Below are 18692 nucleotides of genomic sequence, written 5' to 3' on the forward strand. Positions count from 1 at the left end.
GCGGTGCCAATAACCTATCCCTTCGACCTCCTTGCATCGTTTCCGGGCTGGTCGACAGAATTCGACCTCCTTTGGCGTCAGGAGCAGTCCCGACAGGCGAATGGTCGAACCATCGTGAAAGACATGGGCTCGCCTTTGTGGCGGGCCGTCTATCAGTCGCGCCAGATGAAGCCGAACGAACTGGACTTCTGGCGCGCACGGCTGGATGCGATGGAAAACGGGTTGAAGACCTTTCTAGGTCGGCCTTTGTCGCGATGCCGGCCGATCAACAATCCCGGCTCTTCGGCGCTGCCATCTGGCTCGCTGTCTGCTATCCAGTCGGATCGGAAGTCGATCACCATCGGAGGCCTGACCGGCATCACGCTCCGGCCCGGCGACATGGTTTGCATCCGCGATAAGGATTTGCACCGCGTAGTAGATGGGACAGGCGCAGCCGTGGAAGTGCGGCCGCATATCTGGCCCGGCGTCACGGCCGGTGCAACGGTTTCGGTGACGAAAACGCACTGCGTAATGGCGATTGTGCCAGGCTCGATTTCAGCCGCGGCAGACGCGGCAACAGGCCGGGGTGCTGTCAGCTTTCAGGCGATAGAGGCGCGGTAGGCGCGAAAGGAGAGTGTGATGAAGCGTAGGTCATTCCTTGCGATGCTCGGCCTTGCGCCGGTTGCTGCTGTTCCGGTTGTTGCTGCGGGGATGTCCCCGAATGAATACCTGTCGAATATCATCGGTAAATCAGGCCTTCCTATTGCGGCGCACCAAAAGTGGCTGAGCGATGGTATGCGCGCGATGGAAGGGCGTCTTGATACCCACGGCTTGACGCTGGCGGACGCATGACCCGCTATATCTCCCCCGAAAACCACGTCGCCCTACAGGGCCGGCAACTCGTCGCCCGGGACTTCCTGTGGCTGGTCGTTCGCAATCGATCTACCGGCGCGCTGGTAACGGAAGGCCTTTGGTCAGATGTCGGCAATGTCAGCGCGCAGGTGACCAATCCTGACACAGGGCTGGTCGATACGCGCGACTGGTATGGCTCCGGCGCGCTCGTTGCCATCGACGACATTCCGATGGTTTCGAACCTGTCGGTCCAGAACGTCAACATCCGGCTCAGCCAGATCGATGACCGCATTGCCGATCTGGTGCGGTTATATGACGCCAAACAAGGCCGCGTCGAAATCTATCGCGGGCTGTTTGACCCCAACTCCCGGCAGATGGTGGCGCCGGCCGAATGCCGGTTTGTGGGCTTTATCGATCAGGTCATCATCGGCACCGCACCTGAAAATGAGGAAGGCGGCGTTACCCTGACCTGTGCCAGCCACACGCAGGAAATGACGCGCGGCAACCCTGATACGCGCAGCGATGCCACTCAAAAGCTTCGTAGCCCGACAGACAACTTCTTTCAGGATGCTTCGACTGCTGGCGAGTGGGAGGTCTTTTGGGGTTCAGAGAAAGGCAAGGTGCCGACGCAGAAGAAGAGGAAGAAGTTCCTTGGCATCTTCTGACGTTCGCCGCGCGCTCCCAGAAGACCGCCTTGCCGTTATTCGTCTTCTAAAGGAAAGCCATGCTGCAGCGGGCTTTAGCTTTCCGTTCAGCGCTCCTCACGCCGACATGCTGTTCCGTCAGCATCTGGAACGGGGTCTTGTGCTGGTGTTCGGAGAGCCCGTCGCAGGCGTCCTGATGGCGGCAACCTTCGACCACCCCTTTGGCGCTGGCAAGTGGGCCAAAGAGACAGTGTGGTACATCGCGCCATCATCTCGCGGACGCTCGGCCTTGCAGATGCTCGACGCCTATGAAGTGTGGGCGTGTGAGCAAGGCTGCACGACGATCGGCATGGCCAGTCTTGCCAGCAATGACGTTTCCAGAATCTACGAGCGGCGCGGCTACGCGCCTGCTGAAACGCACTTCGTGAAGGCGCTCCGCTAACCGCGAGTAGCGCGCTGGCCGACCAGCCAAATCCAAGGTTACAGCATGGCTATTTTTACTGCTATCGGCAGCGCGATCGCTGCTGTGGCCGGTGCCGTTGGCACGTTCATCGGTGGTCTGGGTGCGGTCGGGTCTTTCCTGCTCAGGACTGCTGTCGGGCTTGGCATCAACCTGCTTGCGCAGGCGATTGCCGGCAAGCCGAAAGACCCGTTTTTTCGATCAACGGCACGCTCCAGGCTGGCGGCGACATACCGCGATCATTTATTCTTGGACGCACCGCCACTGCCGGCTCTCTGGTCTGGGTCAATACGTGGGGTAATGATGGCGACACGCCGAATGCCTACCTGACGCAGGTCATTGCGTTGGCAGACCTGCCAATGGCGGCGATGGATGAGGTCTGGGTTAACGGCGAAAAGATCACACTCGGATCTACCGCGCACCCGGAATATGGCTATCGCAGCGCATCGAAACGCTGAAAGCAGACGTAGGAAATAACTCTGCTGCGATTACGGCGGAGGCGGTGGCCAGAGCGGGTGCAGATGCCGCTTTGGCATCAGATATATCCAGCCTTGGAGCCACGGTTGGAAACAACTCGGCCGCTATCCAGTTGGAGGCAACCGCACGCGCCAATGCTGACAGCGCGCTTGCAGCGGACATAGCAACACTCGACGCCAAGGTGTTTGACCCAGATACGGGCCTGCCATCTGTAGCGAGCGCAGTGGACGCGCTCTCCACTTATGCGGGTCCAGATGGCGCGCTGGCGGACGCCGTTACTGCACTTTCGGCATCGAGTGTGCCCGGCGACATTGCCAAAGCAAACATGCGCATGGGTGTGATGTCTGGCCCGATCGGCTATTCTCGGATCGCCTTCGAGACGCGATATGACGGGACCGGAGGCTATCGTGGCGCAGCCTTTGGTGCGGATACTCCTGCCGACCCGGGGCAGAAAACACGGTTCTGGATGCGGGCGGATCAGACCGTTGTCATGGATAGCACCGGCAACGTATCGGCAATGTTCGATGGCGGGTCTGCGTATTTCAACAACGCTCGTATCCGCAATCTGACAGCTCAAAACATCACGGCGGATAAAATCGATGCAGCCCTGATTCTTCAAAACGGCTCCGTGATCGAGGACTTGATCGACGTCGATACATTCAGCCGCTTCGAGCCGATTGTGTACTCTTTCACCAGAACGGTGAGTGGCGGGCAGACTTACGACGAGGGTCAGTGGACACTCCACGGCACGGTGATCGTCACCAAGCCTGTCGACAAACCCTGTATCGAGTTCATGAATGTGGAAGCGTTCGCGAGTTTGAGCGGGAGTGGCAACCGTGATGCCTTCATAATTGTCAAACGAGGCGGCAACGGCACGGTAGCATCCGGCGAGGAGGTTGTGAGAGCGCGAATGCAGGGAAACGGTACCGTTACCGATACCAAAACCATCATGCGTGGCGGGTTGCTCAACGAGACGAGCATTCGGTATGACATCTGGACATGGAACAGTTGCGCTGCCGGCGGTAGTTCGAATGCGACCATCAGCGTTAAATGCGACAGCGGCGTATGGGTGTTCCGATGAGCACACGCAGCACGTTTTATCTGGTCGTCGACAGTAAGGGGCGGGTTGCCTCCCACAATCGCATTCCCAACGAGATGTTTCCGCCAGATCTCGCTGCCGGGACACGGATTGTGGTCCCGGCAGATGGCAAAGGTCCTGAGACTGACGTGCGAGTCGATCTGCGCAAGGCGCGCAAGCCCGTCAGCCGTGGCGTGGTGGGGCGTTGTCGGGTGCAACGTACCGCCTGCGCTACATGTCGGACGGCAGCCGGGTCAGCGCACAGGCACGTCAGCTTATTGACCTGCTTGGAGGGTCCGGCAACCTCGAAGCTCTGGCGGGGTTGGTCAGCGCCGCTGATCGGTTGTCTTATTTTACGGGCGCAGGAACGGCTGCGCTGACGCCTTTGACGCCCTATGCCCGCACGCTGCTCGATGATGCGGATGCCGCGGCTGCGCGGGTTACACTTGGCATATCAGGTTCCGGTCGCAGCGAGGCATTGCGCGGTGTGTTTGTCCCACCCTCTCCATGGCCGACCGAGGACCTTACACCCGCAGCGGTCTCCGCTATGGTTGGGGGGCAAGGATACTATCAGATATCCCGCGACACTGCCGGAACGCCCGTTCAGACCCCTGCGGGATGGCCTCAGACATATGGGGCTTTATGGGGCTTTATTAGCAGCGGGAATGGGTACACTTACAGTTGGCAGAAATTCACTGGTTGGAGTGGCAACCGCCAGTGGGTGCGCAAGGCTGTCAATGCGACAACGTGGGGGCCGTGGTCTGAGGTCTACCATCAGGGCAGCGTGATCGGTGCCGTATCGCAGGTGAGTGGTGTGCCGGGTGGTGCTCTCTCGTCCGGCTGGCAGTCCAATTCCAACGGACTCTACAAAAGAGACTTTGACGGGACACAGATCTGCATAAAACTACAAGATTTTTCAGTCGGAGTTAACTCCGCTGTTGGCGGCGAATTTGCCAGCATCGAAATCAACAGCGGCAGTTGGGCGGCGGCCTTTGTCGCCAAGCCAGCGGTATCGGTATGGGCTGAGGCGGCCGATGGTGTTGGCAATTTCGGGGTGAGATCGGGCGTTGCTGCATCAGCCACACTCTGCCCGCGCTATCGCATAACCAGCCCGATCACGGTGGCGTCGAAAGCTTTCTCCAACACGATCATGGCTATTGGCAGGTGGTTCTGATGCGTATTGTATTTTCTCCTCAGCGGCGCGACGACACCCTCACGGTCTCCCGCCACAGCGACATCCTCACCATCAACGGCGATCCCGTGAACCTCTCAGCCATCCCGGAAGGCGCAACACTGCCGGCCGGTGCCATCAGCAATCCCTGGATCGTCGGCCCGGTACAGCGGATCGACGGCGTGCTGCATGTCACGCTGCTGCTGCCGCATGGCGATTTTCCATCGCTGGCAGTGGCCTGGCCGACTCCGATTACGCTCACCGGCAATGGCCCTGTTGCCGTGCCACACGATCCCGCACCGCAGGAGGCCGACCATGGCAACGATTGATCTGTCGCAGCTCATCACGGCCGATGCCAAGGTCGCCGCCGCGCGCGCCGAGCTGGTCGAGCAGTTCCGGGTCGAGATCAAGTGCCATGTCGACGCCGTGGCTATCAGCCGCCGTTATGACAGCGCCGTGTCGTTGGCATCCTATGTCGCGAGCAACAATCCTGCATGGGCGGCCGAGGCGCAGGCGTTTGTTGCGTGGCGCGATGCCGTGTGGGCCTATGCCTATACCGAGATGGACAAGGTGCTCGACGGCCAGCGCGGGCAGCCAGGGATCGCCGAGTTTATCGGCGAGCTGCCGGCGATCGAGTGGCCGGAGGAAGGAGAGTGAGCGTGACGAACGAAGAACGAATTGCCGCGCTGGAAGCGCAGGTTGTGTCACTGGCATCGCAGGTCACCAGCATGGCTATGGCGCTAGCCGATCTTGAGGCTTCTGTCCCTGTATTGGAAATCAGTAAGGCAGATGCCCCGAAACTACAGGCCGGCGGCCTGATCGTCGACCTAATCAAAACTGAGGGGTACATTGCCCATCTCAGTTCTGCGCGGATCGCAGATCTGACCGCGCAGGCGGGTCCATCATCGCCTGGGCCAGAGACTGCCCGCCAACTTACGATCAGGGCGCTTGTATCTCGCGAGAAGCGAAAGGCCGCAGAACATGCCGTCATGCTCCGGCTCTGTAGCCAACTTGGTCCGCATTTCAGCTGGGATTGTATTGTGGATGATGTGATCGAGGCCCTATCGCAGACTGAAGTTTCCCCCAGAGGATGAACATCTGGCTAAGGGCGCTTTCAATCTGCCGCAGGAGTTCCATTCCCTGCTTTAACGGTTCCGATCGGTCGATAGCTCCGTGCGGCTTTTTCAAAACGGAACTTACTTCTGCGCGGCCACCATCAGTGCGTATCCATGAGCTGTGAACGAAGCCATTACGCTGCCCCGCCAATCGGCCGATTAAATTGAAAAGCCGGGAAGCTTCGTCTCTCAAATCAGCGTGCTGATCACCTGGTAGTGCAAAATGGATAACCGAAAGAACCACGTTTCTCTGGACGTCATCGCTTTTTATCGGGTCGAGAACTGCGCTGACAAGTTTGGGGTTTTCGCCCAGTACAATTGGAAAGCAGTACCGGGTGGTGTCGTGAAGCTGGTTCCAGAGCATCGTGATCTTGCCGATCAGCAGAGCAAGTTCTGTCTCTTCAAGCTTCTCGTCGCTCACCTCAAAGGTCGCCATCATCCCCTCCCATAAAACCGCGCGGATACAAGCACGGCGGCGGGCGGGGAGTCGAGTCAGGCCAAGATCAGCGCGGCCAGCAAGATTACAACAGCCGTCATGACAAAGATGATGCCAAGCCCGCTGTTGCCGGGCGGGTCGCCGTAGTCGGGGGATCGTTCGTAGCCGGTCATCTGGGCCTCGGCGGAAAAGAGGCCGGCGCCCCTAGAAACTTGGGGGAATCATGGGAGCGCCAGCCATGCGATGTGCCGGCACATCGCACCTGCAATCTAAGCGCATCCTGATCTCCAATACAACCTGAAAGGAACCACCATGGACAGAACCGTGCCCGCCGGCGCGGCGTTTCTGCTTGACTTCATCCGGAAAACGGAAGTCGGGCGAGATGACCGCGCATCCTATGACGTCATCTATGCCAACAAGCAGGGCAAGCTCGCAAAGCCGTTGACCTCGATGTCGATCGACGAGGTGCTGGCCGCGCAGCGGGGATGGTCGAAGAACCACGGCTCCAGCGCCGCCGGTGGCTACCAGTTCATGCGAGATACGCTGATCGGGCTGAAGGAGGAACTGGGCCTGCGCGGCTCGCAGAAGCTCGATCCCGATCTTCAGGACCGGCTCGGCTACCACCTGCTGAAGCGCAGGGGCTATGAGGGCTTCATGGCCGGCACTGTAAGTCGAACTGAATTCGGCAAGCGGCTGGCAATGGAGTGGGCCAGCTTCCCGGTTCTTGCGGGCACGAAAGGCCAGAAACGGCAGGTTAAGCGCGGTCAGAGCTACTATGCCGGCGACGGGCTAAACAAGGCGCTGGTCGCTCCCGATATGGTCGAGGCCGTGCTGGATCGCGTGAAGGCGGCGGGGAATGCCGTTTCGATCCAGCCCGCACCCGCTCCAGAGCCGGTCATCGTCGAAAAGCCGGTCGTGGCAGATCCTGAGGAACTTGGCACGCCGCCGGCAAAGTCCAAGACCGTCTGGACGTGGGCGCTGGCCGGCATCGGCTCGATAGTGACGGCGGTCGGAAACTTCATGGGTGGGCTCGACTGGCGCGTCCAGCTTTTCATCAGCGCCATGATCGTGGCCTTTGCCATTTATGGCATCAAGCGCCGGGCTGATCTGTTCCGGGCGGTGAAGGACCTGAAGGCGGAGTTGGGCTGATGTTCGGTCTTGGTTTCCTCGACTGGTTGAAAGCGATTGCGGCCGGCGTCGCTGTTGCCGTTCTGGCCTATCACCTCGGGCACTGGATCGGGGAAAGCGCCGCATATCAACGGCTGCTGGCGGAAACCGCCGCTGCATCCACCCGTGCAGAAATGGAAAGGAAGGGCGATGATGCCAGACTTCAAAGCATGTCGGATTTTGATCTGTGTGTTGTCGGCCTGCGCGCTCAGCGCATGCCAGTCGACGCCTGTGAGTACCTGCGCGGGGTTCGTCAGGAATAACCTCTCGCCAGCCGGCACGGTTGCGCTGATATCGGCCGACCGCGCCGGCTACGAGCGGGTGCTGGGCAATGATCGCAATGGCGAAAGGCGAGGGTGCTGGAAATGAGCCGAGAAACGATGGCCGAACGACAGGCGCGGCTGGAAGAGCAGATGCGCGCTCTGTCGGCTGGCATTGCGGCGCTTGTCGAGCAGGGCAAGGAGGCTGCCGAGAGCAGACGTCGGGGATACCAGGCGCAGGAAGAAACCCGCATCGAGATCATCAACCTCAAACATCGCATGGATGGGATGGAGAGAGCTGTCGACGGCATCAAGCCGACCACGCTCGAACTGGAGCGGGTGCGCGACCGGGTAGTCTTCGCCGGCCGGCTTGGTCAAGGGCTCTGGTCGGTTGGCAAGATACTGATTGCTGCTGCGGCTGGAGCGGCCTCGGCTTGGTATGCGGTGACGGGGAGGCCGCCGCCATAGCGGATTATGCTACCTCCTGCTTTGTGCTCGTGCTAAGAACCGTGTGTGTTAGATTGCACGTCAGCAGATGCGTGTCCCGGTTCTAATGATATCGAGATTTTATGAGCAACGTTGTTACCCTGCATGGCGACAAGCGCTGGAAGGCTGTCATCGATTACCGTGCCGATTGCGGTTCAACCAGTGTTGAGTACTATTTTGAGGAAATATCGGAACTGCACAATTTGATCGAACACGGCCCGGACTGGAATTTTCTCATTCGCTGCACGCTCACGTTAAATCGCCCTGATAATGGCGATGCACAGAGCAGCTCAGCAAAAGTAGAACGCGAGGTGCGAACCTCCGCAGAGTGACCTCAGAATGAGATCACCATAGGTGTGCTTACATATCCATTCGAAAAAAGCTTTACGTCGTGCTGCGATCTCTTGACAGGCAGTCTTCTAAATCTTTTTCATCAATCTCGACAATCTGCTGGACTGGGGATGATATGCCAATTGCAGGCAAGTGAATGAACGTTCCTATCCGCCTATATGCCAACCACGAAATGCCTTCGATTAATTTTTCATCATGATCGACCAGGTAGTCTCCAGCAGGTTGAGCCCTGTCGAACCCCTTCAGTAAAAACGGCGATGAGAAGCGAACTGTAGTTTGTGTCGTGCGCATCATCTACTCCTTTTCACGGATATTAACTGAACGGTCAATCGCGGGCCGAGTGGATCGTGCTTTCGCTTTCAACTATCCGACAAGCGCCCCCTGAACCCGACTGAGCGAGCCATATCGTCAGAGCAGCCGATTTCGCTCTTTAGTTTCGCGCGCTCTGCGTCTGGTTCCTGCGGTGTCGTTGAGGATACTTCGCCGGGTTTGACGGAGCTGATGTCTGCTTTCATGCTTTCTATGTACAGCGCCGCCTTCATCCTCCCATGTGTCCAACGACAAACGCCTGTGGTTTCTTGTTTCCTCAGCTAGTCCAACATCGAAACCGGCCACCGACGCCTCGCTGATCAACCCAGCGATCAAATCGGCATCGTCGATAGCAAGATCAGGATAGATGTTGCGGATAGCCTCAAGTGCCTCGTCTGTCGCGAAAGGCCGGGCTTCATTCTGGCATGCCTTCAGAAAGGAGCTTATCGCGGCTCGCACATCGGCAGCCAAATTCTCGCGTGATCGATCGGCATTCATTGGGGTTTTCCTTTGAAGTGGGCTAGTGTTCATGCAACTCCAAGAGGTAGATGGCCCTCAACGGTTCGCGTTGGAAATTGCTCCCAGCAGTCCCGTCATCCGAAAAGGTGGCGGGATTTTTCTTTTTCATGGCGCTGCCGAAGCGGCACTGTCAGGGTCGGTCAACAGCAGGCCTTCATGCCGATCTGCGTTGGAAGCATTGCCGTCTGGGGAGTCCTCTAAGCGCAATCTGCAGCGGTAATTTGATATGAGGTTTGACGCACCCGCGAGTATGCAATTCGGGCCATCCCATGAATCGAAGTCCTTGCAGCGTCGAATGCCGCAAGCGTAGAAGTTTCAGATTGTGTATCGAACCCCAGCTTTTCGAGAGCTTCGCTCTCAACGACAAACGGTACGGAGACTAACCCGTCGTGTCCTATGAAGCGAACCCCGCTGGTTGCGTCGTCAAAGCTTCTGCTTTGGTTTGGAAACGCAAGTGCCATCACAACACGCCCTGACTGATGGAGCCGCCTTCATTCTCCCATTCGGCAATCTCCGAAGCTTTTGGGGGCGCTTTCGGTACGTCAAAGGCAATATTGAGACGCTCGGTTGCGCCTACTGCTGCGATCGCTGAGAGAAGGTCATTATTTGATAGATCGCTCTCAGGCACCACCTGCCTCACTGCTCGAAGGGCGTCGGAGACTGCAAACGCCCGCCCGCCCACATTGTAGCTGGCGAAAAACCTTTGGAGAGCTGCATTTGCAGTGGATGAAAGGGTTATGCCACCTGATGGCTCAGGTGGTTCGCTGTCGAAAACGACTTTGGCTCCCGCAGCGACAGCCTCACCCATAACGCCGGCTGTTAAATCTTTATTGGAAACAGCTAGGTTGGGGAACCTTCTTCGGATCGAGTCAAGCGCTTCTTTCATGATGACGGGCTTTCTGCGGTTAGCTGCCCGTTCCATCATGCTGCCAACAGCCTGTCGAACCCATACTGATATGATCGTGTTGGAGGACATCGCGTCCTCCTTTCTTTGTCGGGGCTAAGGATTGCTAGGCCCTCACGCGGCAGCGCCCGTGCCAGAAGCTGCCAATGAGTAACCATAGGCTCTTTGGCGGCGGTTAGCAAATTTCATCATCAACAACGCGCGCTCACCGTCCGATACAGCGCCGACATGCACACAATATCTGCTAGGCTCATTTCCCAGACAGGCAAAATTCCTCCCACGCCACCATCAACTTGCGCCGCCGGTCAAGAGCATCTGAACGCCGGTAAGCGCGCTCTGTTTCATCCCCTACCCTATGCGCGAGAGCAGCTTCGGCTATCTCGCGCGGGAACGTCGTTTCGTCGCCGGCCCAGTCGCGGAAGGCTGACCGGAAGCCGTGCGGAGTGAATTGCTCTACCTTCATGCGGCGCATCAGCATAGCGAAAGCCATCCCCGACAAAGGAGCATCCTTTTTCTCGCCCGGGAAAATGTATTCGCTCACCCTTGCCTCAAGGAGAGACCGAACCACAGTGAGAGCCCGTGGTGATAATGGAACGCGATGCTCCTTCCCGGCCTTCATGCGCTCGGCTGGCACGATCCACACGGCATCTTTCAGATTTATCTCATCCCAACGAGCCCCGAGAACCTCGCCCGAGCGGGATGCCGTGAGAATAAGAAACTCGAGCCCCCTCGCCGCCATGGCCTCAGCCTTTTGCAAGCGTTTCACATATGCTGGGACCTCGCCATAAGGCATGGCCGCGTGATGCCCACGCAAAAGCTTTTGTCGTGCTGGTAGGGCATTCTTCAAGTGACCACGCCAACGGGCCGGATTTTCACCCGTCCGCCAGCCTTTCACCGTTGCGAAGTCGAGAACACGCTCAATCCTGCCTCGAAGGCGGGAGGCCGTTTCCGACTTCGTCTGCCAGATCGGATTGAGTACCTTCAGCACGGCGTCGGTATCCACATCGGAGATCGCCAGCTTTCGAAGTTCGGCGCAATAGGTATCACCCAGCGTCATCTTCCACTGCTCTCGATGCTTTTCATTTCGAAATGATGACGCCATGGAGGCGACGAACTTGTCGGCTGCGTCACCAAAAGAGACGGGAGTGCTCTTTTTGCGCTCCGCTATCGGATCGAGACCTTCAGCCACCTGTCGCCGGCACTCATCGGCTCGCTGGCGCGCGGCGACGAGGCTGATCGTTGGATAGGAGCCCAGCCCCATCTCACGGCGCTTGCCGTTCTTCATCCATAGGAACACCCATGATTTCGATTTACCGGCGGCAATGTTGAGATATAGTCCGTCACCATCGGCATACCGGCCCGGTTCCGTCTTTGCCTTCACGTCCAGTGCCGTCAGTCGCTTTGAAGTTCGGCCCATTCCTTCCCCACAATTTTCCCCACAATGCATGCGGGATAGTAGCGGATTTAAGCGAACCTCAGCAAACGGAAAAGCAGTGAAAAGCCCAGAAATGGTAGGGTTTGAGCACTTTTACGAACTATGGTGAACGGTGATTTCTCGGACTCCTTCTCCGCCAAAAACGCATATTTTTCAAATACTTAAGAGAAAATAGCGTAGCGAACGCGGTGCCGATTCCGTTGCTCTGCGTGGCTATGTGGTCGCGGGCCACAGCCCCGGCACTGAGCGGATCGGTTCTGCGATGTTTTACGGCACCGGCCACTGTCGTGAACGCGATGACGATCCCGGCAGGCTTGTCGAATTCCTGAACGAACAGATGCGACCAGCCGAGGTCATTGCTATCGAGGTCGACCAGTTTACGAGCACGAACAGTCTGCGCACTCTAGTCCCACGTCTGGTTGGTCAGCCGAAGCGGGCGCAACCAACAAGGCTGTCACGGAGCCTGTCAATCGCTGTTCCGAAGATGAATGGCTGGAAAACCTCGAAAAGCTCTGCGGTGCGAAAGCACGCGCTGGAACCAAGCGAGCCATGAACTGGCTCCGGGCGAACGACTATGATGCCGTCGTGACGAGCCAGGATGCGCTCGCGGTCGAGCTAAGAGACCTTTAGTCCTTTTTCTTTGTAGGAAACTCTATAGAACCATCAGTGATCTTACTCGTGTCAATTATGTTTTTTGAAGCAGACACTGCATCATCATAAAGAGATGGCGAAATGTTCAAAGTCCTCAATGTATCTGATGTGACACGTAAATCAGGATCTAATTTAATTGCACTTAATCCGATTGATGCAAATCCTCCAATACCTATTTGATTTGAAAGCTCGGATTTCTGCCGAGAAATGAGTAATTTTAGGTCCCTCATCTCAGACTGCATTGAGCTATTTTTTGACGACAATGACTCAATCTTCTTAATCTTCTCAGAAAGCTGATCTTCTATCTCGGAGGCCCTGGAAATAGCCGCCGCCTGTTCGGCTTTCAAAGCAGTCAAATCGGCAGCCAACCGATTTACGAATGTTCCCATTTCGTCCGCCGCACCGCTAAGGCGATTGAAGATGTGTAAAAAGTCTCGGATGAGTGGGTCGTTCGAAAAGTCGGGATACCGGACCTTATGATCGATCTCGCTCCATCCCTCTTCGAATATTGTTCGCACCTGAAGTTCGCACTTTACTGTGGTCTTTGTGAAATTCGTCTTGGTGATGTAATGAATGGATCGATACCCATCTTTGTGCTCCTCCACCTCGAGCCCAAGCTCCCGATATAAGGTCCTTAACTCCTCCGTGTCGCCCTTACGCACATAGGCAGTCGGATTCTCGTCAAGTTCCCATGTGTCAATGATTGACCTATGCAGAGTCGGAAAGTCCCCCTTGAAAAGATGCAGTGCTCGTATACCGACAAGATCGGTAACAACATCACGGTAATTCCCCGAGGAAATGGCTGCATATTTTTCGACAGCGGCAACCTTCTTGCGAGCAATTTTTTTAATTAGATGATGAGGGTCTTTTACCCTCCATCTCACGGAATGAACGCCAGGTAATTTCTGTATTAATCTGCTTAAGCTAACCGCAATCTCAGTGAATTGATCGCGTTTACTCTTAAAGTCGAGGAATATGTTAAACAAAGTTGCTTTGTCATCACCCAAAGAATCCGCTTCATCAGGGCCTAACCCGCACGCTACCAAAAACTCATCTACAGAATGATTTTCTAGCATGTTCACCGCCATTGACGAGAATTACTTCAATCAAACATGATAATCTACGCATTGGCAAGGTCCCCGCTTGTCTATGACATCCGCCTAGATTGTGCCACCAGATTGAGAACGCCGGCTCGTATCATTTTCTGACATCATTGAGCTCGAAAACCAGCCGACTGAATTCTGCTCTTCATCTCATTCGTTGGTTCATAAGTGGCTAAGATTGGCTGGTCTTGGCAAAGTCAGAGTCTTCGTTGTGCCGTAATGATCCTTGGCACCCCACCGGGGGCATCCTAGGCAAGACCATCAACACGCCGTTGGAGGTCTCGCATGGCAACGATCCGCAAGCTCAGAGGGCGCTGGCAGGCGCAGGTGCGTCGTCGCGGGATGAAACCGCGCGCCAAAAGCTTCGACAGCAAGCTCGATGCCGAGAAATGGGCGCGCGATCTGGAAGCCCAGGTCGATCGGTTCGGATCCGCACCGGATACCAAAATCCTTGAGACCACGACGCTTCATGATCTGCTGGAGCGCTACCAGCGCGAGGTATCTCCGACAAAACGCGGTTTCGTGCAGGAGAGCCAGCGGATCGACGTGCTGCGGCGTCATGAGCTTGCTCATCGAACGATGTTTGCTCAGACATGAGCTGCGCTTTTCGCTTCCTGAAGATTTTGCTGTAACCGAGATAGACCTCAATGAGGAGGTCGGAGACGCGTCAGTCGAGTACCGCACCTGGTTCCGTGAAGCTTTGGCATACATCAACAAAGCCGACCTCCTTAAGGCCTAACGACGCACCAACGTCTGCTTCTTGACCAGCGGCCAATTCCCTGCATCTGATGGTGCGTTCTGTGATCTGACGGCTAAGCCGGGAAACCTCTGTGGTTTCAATAAGCTCTAGCCAATCTTCAGCCGTCGTTTAGGAGGGCTATAGCGTAGACGTAGTTCTCCGTTTCATCGTCTTCGGCCCGCCAAACACCGCCGATTGCCGCACAAATTGGTCAGTTCCTGCTTAATTATCAAATAGATAGAGCTGCATGGGGTGTTCGACCTACTTACAGGGTTCTCGCATGCCCTATCAGTCACATGATCCTTCGCTATAACCGCCGATCGCACGCTATGGCGCGAACAACGGCTCGTTCATCGGGTTCGTGCCCAACATGATAGCCCAATGCCTATCAAGCGTAGTGCTTCCCTCCAAGGCCGATACCAAGTCGCGTGCTATCTAGTCGTTGGCCTTGATTTATCCGGCCATTGGCCGTACATCGTCTTCTGATTTTGGAGGCAACTATGGCTGAAGCAGCAAAGAGACCCACGTCTGGTCGTGTTCGAGGCGAGCGCCTTGAAACACGCGTAACCGTCGACCAGAAGCGCCTGATCGAACACGCCGCAGCCTTGCAGGGCCGCTCTGTGACGGATTTCGTTCTGTCGAGCCTTCAGGATGCGGCGCGGCGCGCCATCGACGAATATCGGCATCTGGAGCTTTCGGTGCGGGACAGCCAGGCCTTTGTGCAGGCCCTGATCGAACCGCAGCCCGTCAACGAAAGGCTGAGTGATACGGTTCGCCATTATCGTGAGAGAACAGGCGTCTGACGCGTGGGAGAGGCGGATGACATCCAGCGGGTCGAGTTTCTCGGCCCGCAACATGACCGTTCAGGGTTCGCAAGTGGTGTGGAACCACTCGACCGATATTTTCAGACGCAGGCTGGACAGGACGCCAGAAAGAAGATGGCAGCGCCGTTCGTCCTTGTGCTGAAGGACGGCAGCATTGCCGGATACTATACGCTCTCGTCGACGGCGGTGCGGCTTCCGGATCTGCCGGAGGCCACTGTCCGAAAGCTGCCACGCTACCCGCTTATCCCGGCGACCTTGTTGGGGCGTCTTGCTGTAGATCAGCGCTACCAGGGAAAAGGGTACGGTCGCTTTCTTCTCGCGGATGCGCTCTATCGGGCTGTGCGCAGCGAGATCGCGTCTTTTGCTGTGATCGTGGAAGCAAAGGACGAAAGCGCCAAACACTTCTATAAGCGTGAGAGCTTTTTGCCGTTTCCGGATCAGCCGATGAAATTGTTTCTGCCCATGGCGGATATTGAAGCGTTGTTCAAATGAACGCTAAAGCTTGCTAAAGAGACTTCGAAGTGTCCCGCATATTATCATGCCGGCCAGGTGCTTCTCAAGCAACGCAAGCAGAGGTTACTTTAGTTATGGGCACGACAACAGCGAGCGTTGAACAGCAGCAAGCGGTGCGGTCAGTATGGAAATGGCTCGTCTAAGGGCCGGGAGGGGTGGAATGGCCGGCGAGGAGCACGTATCCGTTGCGGTAAGAGATGATTTCGTCGCCCGGCAGACCAAGGCAAAGCCGGTGCCTGCTCTTGCGGAGCTGTTGTGGAACAGCCTTGACGGAGATGCCACTGAGGTATCGGTCGAGTTCGCGCACGACGATCTTGCAGGCGGGATGTCGAAAATCGTCGTCTATGATAATGGCGACGGATTCTCCCGCGGTGATGCCCGTGCTCTGTTCGGCAATCTCGGCGGCTCTTGGAAGCGCCACATCCGACAGACAAAGCGGAATCACCGTATGATCCACGGCCAGGAAGGGCGCGGCCGTTACAAGGCATTCGCTCTCGGGCAGTCCGTCACTTGGAAAGTTTGCTACGATGAGCCGTCCGGACGAAAGGCGTTCGAGGTCCGACTCCTGGAAGCCGATCTCACCGACGTCATTATTAGCGAAGAAGTCCCAGCGCCCGAACGCTCCACAGGCGTCATCGTCGAAATCAACGACCTCCGGCGCGATTTTAGAGCCTTCGAGAACGAACACGGCCTTCAGGACTTGAACGAGATTTTCGCGCTCTACCTAATGAACTATCGGAGCGTGTCGATCTCTGTCGCTGGCCAGAGGCTGGACCCTGAGAAGGTGATCGCCAGCCATCACAAGACGTCACTGCCGCCGATCGAAAAGGATGACGGCACCCGCCACGATGTCGAACTCGAAGTCATCGAATGGCGGACGGATGCACGGCGCGTCCTCTATCTCTGCTCCGCAAGCGGCTTTCCGTTCGATCAGGTCGAGACGCGCTTCCATGTTCCCGGCTTCTCTTTCTCCGCATATCTGAAATCCAGCTACGTCGATGAATTGCACAACGAGGAACGTGTTGCGCTCTCGGAGATGGACCCCTTACTGAGCGCGTCCGTCGAAAATGCCCGAACCTCGATCAAGGACTATTTTCGCGAAAAATCGGCGGAAAAGGCCCGATCTCTAGTAGATGAGTGGATTGCCGAGGACGTTTATCCTTATCGCGGTGTGCCCCAAAACGCGGTCGAAAAGGTCGAGCGTCAGGTTTTCGATATCGTCGCGGTTCAGGTTCAGGAACTCGCACCCGATCTCGGTATCAGCTCGGCAAAGGCCAAAGCGCTGCACCTACGTATGTTGCGCAACGCCATTGAACGTGGACCGGAGGAGTTGCAGCTCATTCTGAAGGAAGTGCTGGACCTTCCAGCGCGCAAGCAGAAGGAACTTGCGAACCTACTCCAGGAAACGACGCTGTCAGCGATCATCACCGCCGCTAAGACCGTTGCCGATCGGCTGAAATTTATATCCGCGCTAGAGTCGATCGTCTTTGATCCCGAAACCAAAGGTCGCTTGAAGGAGCGCACCCAACTTCACAAAATCCTTGCCGAAAACACCTGGGTATTTGGCGAAGAGTATAACCTGTGGGTGAGCGACAAGGACCTTCGTCGCGTCCTCGAGAAGCATCGCGACCATCTCGATCCGAACATCTCGATTGATGAGCCCGTGAAAGTGATTGGCAAAGCGCGCGGCATCATTGACCTGATGTTCTCGCGCTCAACGCGACGGCATCGCGCCAACGACATCGAGCACATGATCGTCGAACTCAAGGCGCCGAAGGTGAAGATCGGCGCCGACGAAATCACGCAAGCAAAAAAATATGCAATCGCGTCACATCAGACGAACGGTTTTCGACCGTCGAGGGTGTGCGCTGGCACTTCTGGCTGGTCTCCAACGCCTACGACGACTTCGCAAAGCATGAGATGGAGAGTGGTCCGGATCGCGAGCGCCGCCTGATTGCGCGGGGGCCGCGACATATCGTCGGCATAAAGACGTGGGGCGAACTCATCGAAGAAAATCGGGCTCGGCTTCAGTTCTTCCAAGAGCACTTGCAGCATTCCGCCGACGAGAGCACCGCTATCAAGTATCTGCAGGAAAAGCACAGCCAATTTTTGGAAGGCGTCATTGTAGAAGGTGCCGACGAAGATGGTGACGGTCAACCGGAGCCTTCGGCGTCGGAAGCGGCTAAAGGGCTTGCTTAGGCATGCACACCCGTTCTCCATGAAAGGAAGCGTTGGCGCTGTGTCTGGAGGCCATTACTAAATCGGCAGAAGTGTGAAGACCAGAACGGTGCGAACAACATATGAATACGTGAATGATAAACTGAACCCTTGGGGGATATGGGGTGGTAGAATACGCTGACAACTATCGGGTTATCTTCTTAAGCGAACAAAATCTTTCGCAGGCGATCGAATCGGGAACGATCGCAATCGCGCCCAGCTCGGACAACTGGAATGACTTTGGCGAGCGCATTCTCATCGAGGTGGTGCTCCATCGGTGCAAATCAGAGCGAGCGTATTCTCCATCCCTATTTCGATGACATCCTACGCGAGCGACTGTTTATCGCGCATTTCGAGGACTTTGGTCTGGCGCCGAGGATCACGTTGCGACCAGTACTCGATCCAACTGCCCCCCACGCTGCGGCGGTGCGTTTCCATATGACAAATGTGATCGAACGCACCTCGATACTGCGGTATCTGCGCACTAGTTGGACCAATTTACTGCGTCGACCGAGCCTCGCAGCGGCCGACCTGCGAGATGCGCCAGCCTCCCGGCAAGCGCTATTCGACATCCTCACGACAGAACTGGACCGCCAAGATGACACTTATGGCAGCCGCAACAACTGGCGCTCAGTATTTCTCTCTGGCTTGCTCGATGACCCCTTGCTTGACTGGCTGTTTGCTGCATTCCAACGACCGGGATGGGAAGCAGACGGCCCTCTCGTTGAGGGCGTGGTCTAAGATTGTGCTCGGATCACCAAACTGATTGCAGGAGCGGCCGCCACGTAGGGCAGCTGCAGGATCGGTGGCGATATCGCCGAACGAGCAACTAGGGGGCGAGAAACAGATGCCTGATGGCCATCAATCAGCTTTGCCCACCCCTTCTGCCTATTTTGGAGGGGTATAGAGACCCTGTGGTGGTCACTTGTCGCCACACGCAATTGGGGTGAACGTCGTAACCCCACATACCAGTTCGCAATAACAGGAGGATGTGCAATCCTC

General features: G+C 56.6%; 25 protein-coding genes and 1 pseudogene. 19 read left to right on the forward strand and 7 right to left on the reverse strand.

Annotated features, from left to right (window positions below):
* The first annotated feature begins 3 nt into the window (after positions 1–3).
* The 9 genes from MIC97_RS08620 (at position 4) to MIC97_RS08660 (ending at position 5318) form a co-directional block, all read left to right on the forward strand.
* Complete coding sequence (locus MIC97_RS08620; RefSeq protein WP_239799681.1) at positions 4–600, forward strand: hypothetical protein; 597 nt, start codon at positions 4–6, stop codon at positions 598–600.
* Between the two features lie 18 nt (positions 601–618).
* Positions 619–831 (forward strand): hypothetical protein, encoded by a 213-nt coding sequence (locus tag MIC97_RS08625; RefSeq protein WP_239799682.1) that lies wholly within the window; start codon positions 619–621, stop codon positions 829–831.
* The gene (locus MIC97_RS08630; protein WP_239799683.1) at positions 828–1496 is read left to right on the forward strand and encodes a hypothetical protein; all 669 of its coding nucleotides are present in this window, start codon (positions 828–830) and stop codon (positions 1494–1496) included. Before MIC97_RS08625 ends, MIC97_RS08630 begins: the two co-directional genes overlap by 4 nt.
* Positions 1483–1917: a GNAT family N-acetyltransferase gene (locus MIC97_RS08635; protein ID WP_239799684.1), complete on the forward strand. Its 435-nt coding sequence runs from the start codon at positions 1483–1485 to the stop codon at positions 1915–1917. Before MIC97_RS08630 ends, MIC97_RS08635 begins: the two co-directional genes overlap by 14 nt.
* A 45-nt stretch (positions 1918–1962) precedes the next feature.
* Positions 1963–2265, forward strand: a complete 303-nt coding sequence (locus tag MIC97_RS08640) for a hypothetical protein (protein WP_239799685.1) — start codon at positions 1963–1965, stop codon at positions 2263–2265.
* 172 nt (positions 2266–2437) lie between these two features.
* Positions 2438–3493: a hypothetical protein gene (locus tag MIC97_RS08645; RefSeq protein ID WP_239799686.1), complete on the forward strand. Its 1056-nt coding sequence runs from the start codon at positions 2438–2440 to the stop codon at positions 3491–3493.
* A gap of 232 nt (positions 3494–3725) precedes the next feature.
* A complete protein-coding gene (locus MIC97_RS08650; protein ID WP_239799687.1) occupies positions 3726–4664 on the forward strand; it encodes a pyocin knob domain-containing protein in 939 nt (312 codons plus the stop codon).
* Entirely contained in the window at positions 4664–4990 is a 327-nt protein-coding gene (locus MIC97_RS08655) for a hypothetical protein (protein ID WP_239799688.1), read from the forward strand. The genes MIC97_RS08650 and MIC97_RS08655 overlap by 1 nt, the downstream gene beginning before the upstream one ends.
* Positions 4977–5318, forward strand: a complete 342-nt coding sequence (locus MIC97_RS08660) for a hypothetical protein (protein WP_239799689.1) — start codon at positions 4977–4979, stop codon at positions 5316–5318. The genes MIC97_RS08655 and MIC97_RS08660 overlap by 14 nt, the downstream gene beginning before the upstream one ends.
* Before the next feature lie 366 nt (positions 5319–5684).
* Here the strand turns inward: MIC97_RS08660 and MIC97_RS08665 are convergent, their stop codons facing one another.
* A complete protein-coding gene (locus MIC97_RS08665; RefSeq protein ID WP_239799690.1) occupies positions 5685–6215 on the reverse strand; it encodes a hypothetical protein in 531 nt (176 codons plus the stop codon).
* 309 nt (positions 6216–6524) lie between these two features.
* On the opposite strand from MIC97_RS08665, the gene MIC97_RS08670 reads away from it, so the two are divergent.
* The 4 genes from MIC97_RS08670 to MIC97_RS08685 all read left to right on the forward strand — a co-directional run bounded on the left by MIC97_RS08670 (position 6525) and on the right by MIC97_RS08685 (position 8457).
* Complete coding sequence (locus MIC97_RS08670) at positions 6525–7361, forward strand: hypothetical protein (protein ID WP_239799691.1); 837 nt, start codon at positions 6525–6527, stop codon at positions 7359–7361.
* Positions 7361–7642, forward strand: a complete 282-nt coding sequence (locus MIC97_RS08675; protein ID WP_239799692.1) for a hypothetical protein — start codon at positions 7361–7363, stop codon at positions 7640–7642. Before MIC97_RS08670 ends, MIC97_RS08675 begins: the two co-directional genes overlap by 1 nt.
* A 102-nt stretch (positions 7643–7744) precedes the next feature.
* A complete protein-coding gene (locus MIC97_RS08680) occupies positions 7745–8107 on the forward strand; it encodes a hypothetical protein (RefSeq protein WP_239799693.1) in 363 nt (120 codons plus the stop codon).
* Between the two features lie 101 nt (positions 8108–8208).
* A complete protein-coding gene (locus MIC97_RS08685; RefSeq protein WP_239799694.1) occupies positions 8209–8457 on the forward strand; it encodes a hypothetical protein in 249 nt (82 codons plus the stop codon).
* Between the two features lie 52 nt (positions 8458–8509).
* On the opposite strand, the gene MIC97_RS08690 is transcribed toward MIC97_RS08685, so the two are convergent.
* The 6 genes from MIC97_RS08690 to MIC97_RS08715 form a co-directional block, all read right to left on the reverse strand.
* Positions 8510–8770 carry a hypothetical protein gene (locus tag MIC97_RS08690; protein ID WP_239799695.1) on the reverse strand — a complete coding sequence of 87 codons (261 nt, stop codon included), beginning with the start codon at positions 8768–8770 and terminating at the stop codon, positions 8510–8512.
* A gap of 114 nt (positions 8771–8884) precedes the next feature.
* The gene (locus MIC97_RS08695) at positions 8885–9283 is read right to left on the reverse strand and encodes a hypothetical protein (protein ID WP_239799696.1); all 399 of its coding nucleotides are present in this window, start codon (positions 9281–9283) and stop codon (positions 8885–8887) included.
* Positions 9284–9501: 218 nt separating this feature from the next.
* Positions 9502–9765, reverse strand: a complete 264-nt coding sequence (locus tag MIC97_RS08700; protein ID WP_239799697.1) for a DUF1488 family protein — start codon at positions 9763–9765, stop codon at positions 9502–9504.
* The gene (locus MIC97_RS08705; protein ID WP_239799698.1) at positions 9765–10280 is read right to left on the reverse strand and encodes a hypothetical protein; all 516 of its coding nucleotides are present in this window, start codon (positions 10278–10280) and stop codon (positions 9765–9767) included. The genes MIC97_RS08700 and MIC97_RS08705 overlap by 1 nt, the downstream gene beginning before the upstream one ends.
* Positions 10281–10458: 178 nt before the next feature.
* Positions 10459–11625 (reverse strand): site-specific integrase, encoded by a 1167-nt coding sequence (locus MIC97_RS08710; protein WP_239799699.1) that lies wholly within the window; start codon positions 11623–11625, stop codon positions 10459–10461.
* A 644-nt stretch (positions 11626–12269) separates the two neighbouring features.
* Positions 12270–13382: a RelA/SpoT domain-containing protein gene (locus MIC97_RS08715; RefSeq protein ID WP_239799700.1), complete on the reverse strand. Its 1113-nt coding sequence runs from the start codon at positions 13380–13382 to the stop codon at positions 12270–12272.
* 300 nt (positions 13383–13682) lie between these two features.
* Here MIC97_RS08715 and MIC97_RS08720 point away from each other — a divergent pair.
* The 6 genes and pseudogenes from MIC97_RS08720 to MIC97_RS08745 form a co-directional block, all read left to right on the forward strand.
* A pseudogene (locus MIC97_RS08720) lies at positions 13683–13979 on the forward strand (site-specific integrase); the annotation flags it as partial.
* A gap of 657 nt (positions 13980–14636) precedes the next feature.
* The gene (locus tag MIC97_RS08725; RefSeq protein ID WP_239799701.1) at positions 14637–14939 is read left to right on the forward strand and encodes a DUF1778 domain-containing protein; all 303 of its coding nucleotides are present in this window, start codon (positions 14637–14639) and stop codon (positions 14937–14939) included.
* Positions 14940–14942: 3 nt separating this feature from the next.
* Complete coding sequence (locus MIC97_RS08730; RefSeq protein ID WP_239799702.1) at positions 14943–15452, forward strand: GNAT family N-acetyltransferase; 510 nt, start codon at positions 14943–14945, stop codon at positions 15450–15452.
* 181 nt (positions 15453–15633) lie between these two features.
* Positions 15634–17427, forward strand: coding sequence for an ATP-binding protein (locus MIC97_RS08735; RefSeq protein ID WP_239799703.1), 1794 nt, complete (start codon positions 15634–15636; stop codon positions 17425–17427).
* Positions 17394–17672: a hypothetical protein gene (locus MIC97_RS08740; protein ID WP_239799704.1), complete on the forward strand. Its 279-nt coding sequence runs from the start codon at positions 17394–17396 to the stop codon at positions 17670–17672. Before MIC97_RS08735 ends, MIC97_RS08740 begins: the two co-directional genes overlap by 34 nt.
* Before the next feature lie 252 nt (positions 17673–17924).
* Complete coding sequence (locus MIC97_RS08745; protein WP_239799705.1) at positions 17925–18431, forward strand: hypothetical protein; 507 nt, start codon at positions 17925–17927, stop codon at positions 18429–18431.
* The last annotated feature ends 261 nt before the right edge of the window (positions 18432–18692 follow it).

It is taken from the genome of Aquamicrobium sp. NLF2-7 (assembly GCF_022359935.1).
Classification (GTDB): Bacteria; Pseudomonadota; Alphaproteobacteria; order Rhizobiales; family Rhizobiaceae; genus Mesorhizobium; species Mesorhizobium lusatiense.

What these genes read in the sequence shown, in the direction of transcription:
- MIC97_RS08660 (WP_239799689.1), top strand. Translation starts at nt 4,977, where the DNA reads ATGGCAACGATTGATCTGTCGCAGCTCATCACGGCCGATGCCAAGGTC.
- MIC97_RS08715 (WP_239799700.1), bottom strand. Translation starts at nt 13,382, where the DNA reads ATGGCGGTGAACATGCTAGAAAATCATTCTGTAGATGAGTTTTTGGTA.
- MIC97_RS08665 (WP_239799690.1), bottom strand. Translation starts at nt 6,215, where the DNA reads ATGATGGCGACCTTTGAGGTGAGCGACGAGAAGCTTGAAGAGACAGAA.
- MIC97_RS08710 (WP_239799699.1), bottom strand. Translation starts at nt 11,625, where the DNA reads ATGGGCCGAACTTCAAAGCGACTGACGGCACTGGACGTGAAGGCAAAG.
- MIC97_RS08640 (WP_239799685.1), top strand. Translation starts at nt 1,963, where the DNA reads ATGGCTATTTTTACTGCTATCGGCAGCGCGATCGCTGCTGTGGCCGGT.
- MIC97_RS08670 (WP_239799691.1), top strand. Translation starts at nt 6,525, where the DNA reads ATGGACAGAACCGTGCCCGCCGGCGCGGCGTTTCTGCTTGACTTCATC.
- MIC97_RS08675 (WP_239799692.1), top strand. Translation starts at nt 7,361, where the DNA reads ATGTTCGGTCTTGGTTTCCTCGACTGGTTGAAAGCGATTGCGGCCGGC.
- MIC97_RS08685 (WP_239799694.1), top strand. Translation starts at nt 8,209, where the DNA reads ATGAGCAACGTTGTTACCCTGCATGGCGACAAGCGCTGGAAGGCTGTC.
- MIC97_RS08625 (WP_239799682.1), top strand. Translation starts at nt 619, where the DNA reads ATGAAGCGTAGGTCATTCCTTGCGATGCTCGGCCTTGCGCCGGTTGCT.
- MIC97_RS08695 (WP_239799696.1), bottom strand. Translation starts at nt 9,283, where the DNA reads ATGAATGCCGATCGATCACGCGAGAATTTGGCTGCCGATGTGCGAGCC.
- MIC97_RS08690 (WP_239799695.1), bottom strand. Translation starts at nt 8,770, where the DNA reads ATGATGCGCACGACACAAACTACAGTTCGCTTCTCATCGCCGTTTTTA.
- MIC97_RS08745 (WP_239799705.1), top strand. Translation starts at nt 17,925, where the DNA reads ATGACTTTGGCGAGCGCATTCTCATCGAGGTGGTGCTCCATCGGTGCA.
- MIC97_RS08735 (WP_239799703.1), top strand. Translation starts at nt 15,634, where the DNA reads ATGGCCGGCGAGGAGCACGTATCCGTTGCGGTAAGAGATGATTTCGTC.
- MIC97_RS08740 (WP_239799704.1), top strand. Translation starts at nt 17,394, where the DNA reads ATGGAGAGTGGTCCGGATCGCGAGCGCCGCCTGATTGCGCGGGGGCCG.
- MIC97_RS08725 (WP_239799701.1), top strand. Translation starts at nt 14,637, where the DNA reads ATGGCTGAAGCAGCAAAGAGACCCACGTCTGGTCGTGTTCGAGGCGAG.
- MIC97_RS08650 (WP_239799687.1), top strand. Translation starts at nt 3,726, where the DNA reads ATGTCGGACGGCAGCCGGGTCAGCGCACAGGCACGTCAGCTTATTGAC.
- MIC97_RS08655 (WP_239799688.1), top strand. Translation starts at nt 4,664, where the DNA reads ATGCGTATTGTATTTTCTCCTCAGCGGCGCGACGACACCCTCACGGTC.
- MIC97_RS08630 (WP_239799683.1), top strand. Translation starts at nt 828, where the DNA reads ATGACCCGCTATATCTCCCCCGAAAACCACGTCGCCCTACAGGGCCGG.
- MIC97_RS08680 (WP_239799693.1), top strand. Translation starts at nt 7,745, where the DNA reads ATGAGCCGAGAAACGATGGCCGAACGACAGGCGCGGCTGGAAGAGCAG.
- MIC97_RS08705 (WP_239799698.1), bottom strand. Translation starts at nt 10,280, where the DNA reads ATGTCCTCCAACACGATCATATCAGTATGGGTTCGACAGGCTGTTGGC.
- MIC97_RS08700 (WP_239799697.1), bottom strand. Translation starts at nt 9,765, where the DNA reads ATGGCACTTGCGTTTCCAAACCAAAGCAGAAGCTTTGACGACGCAACC.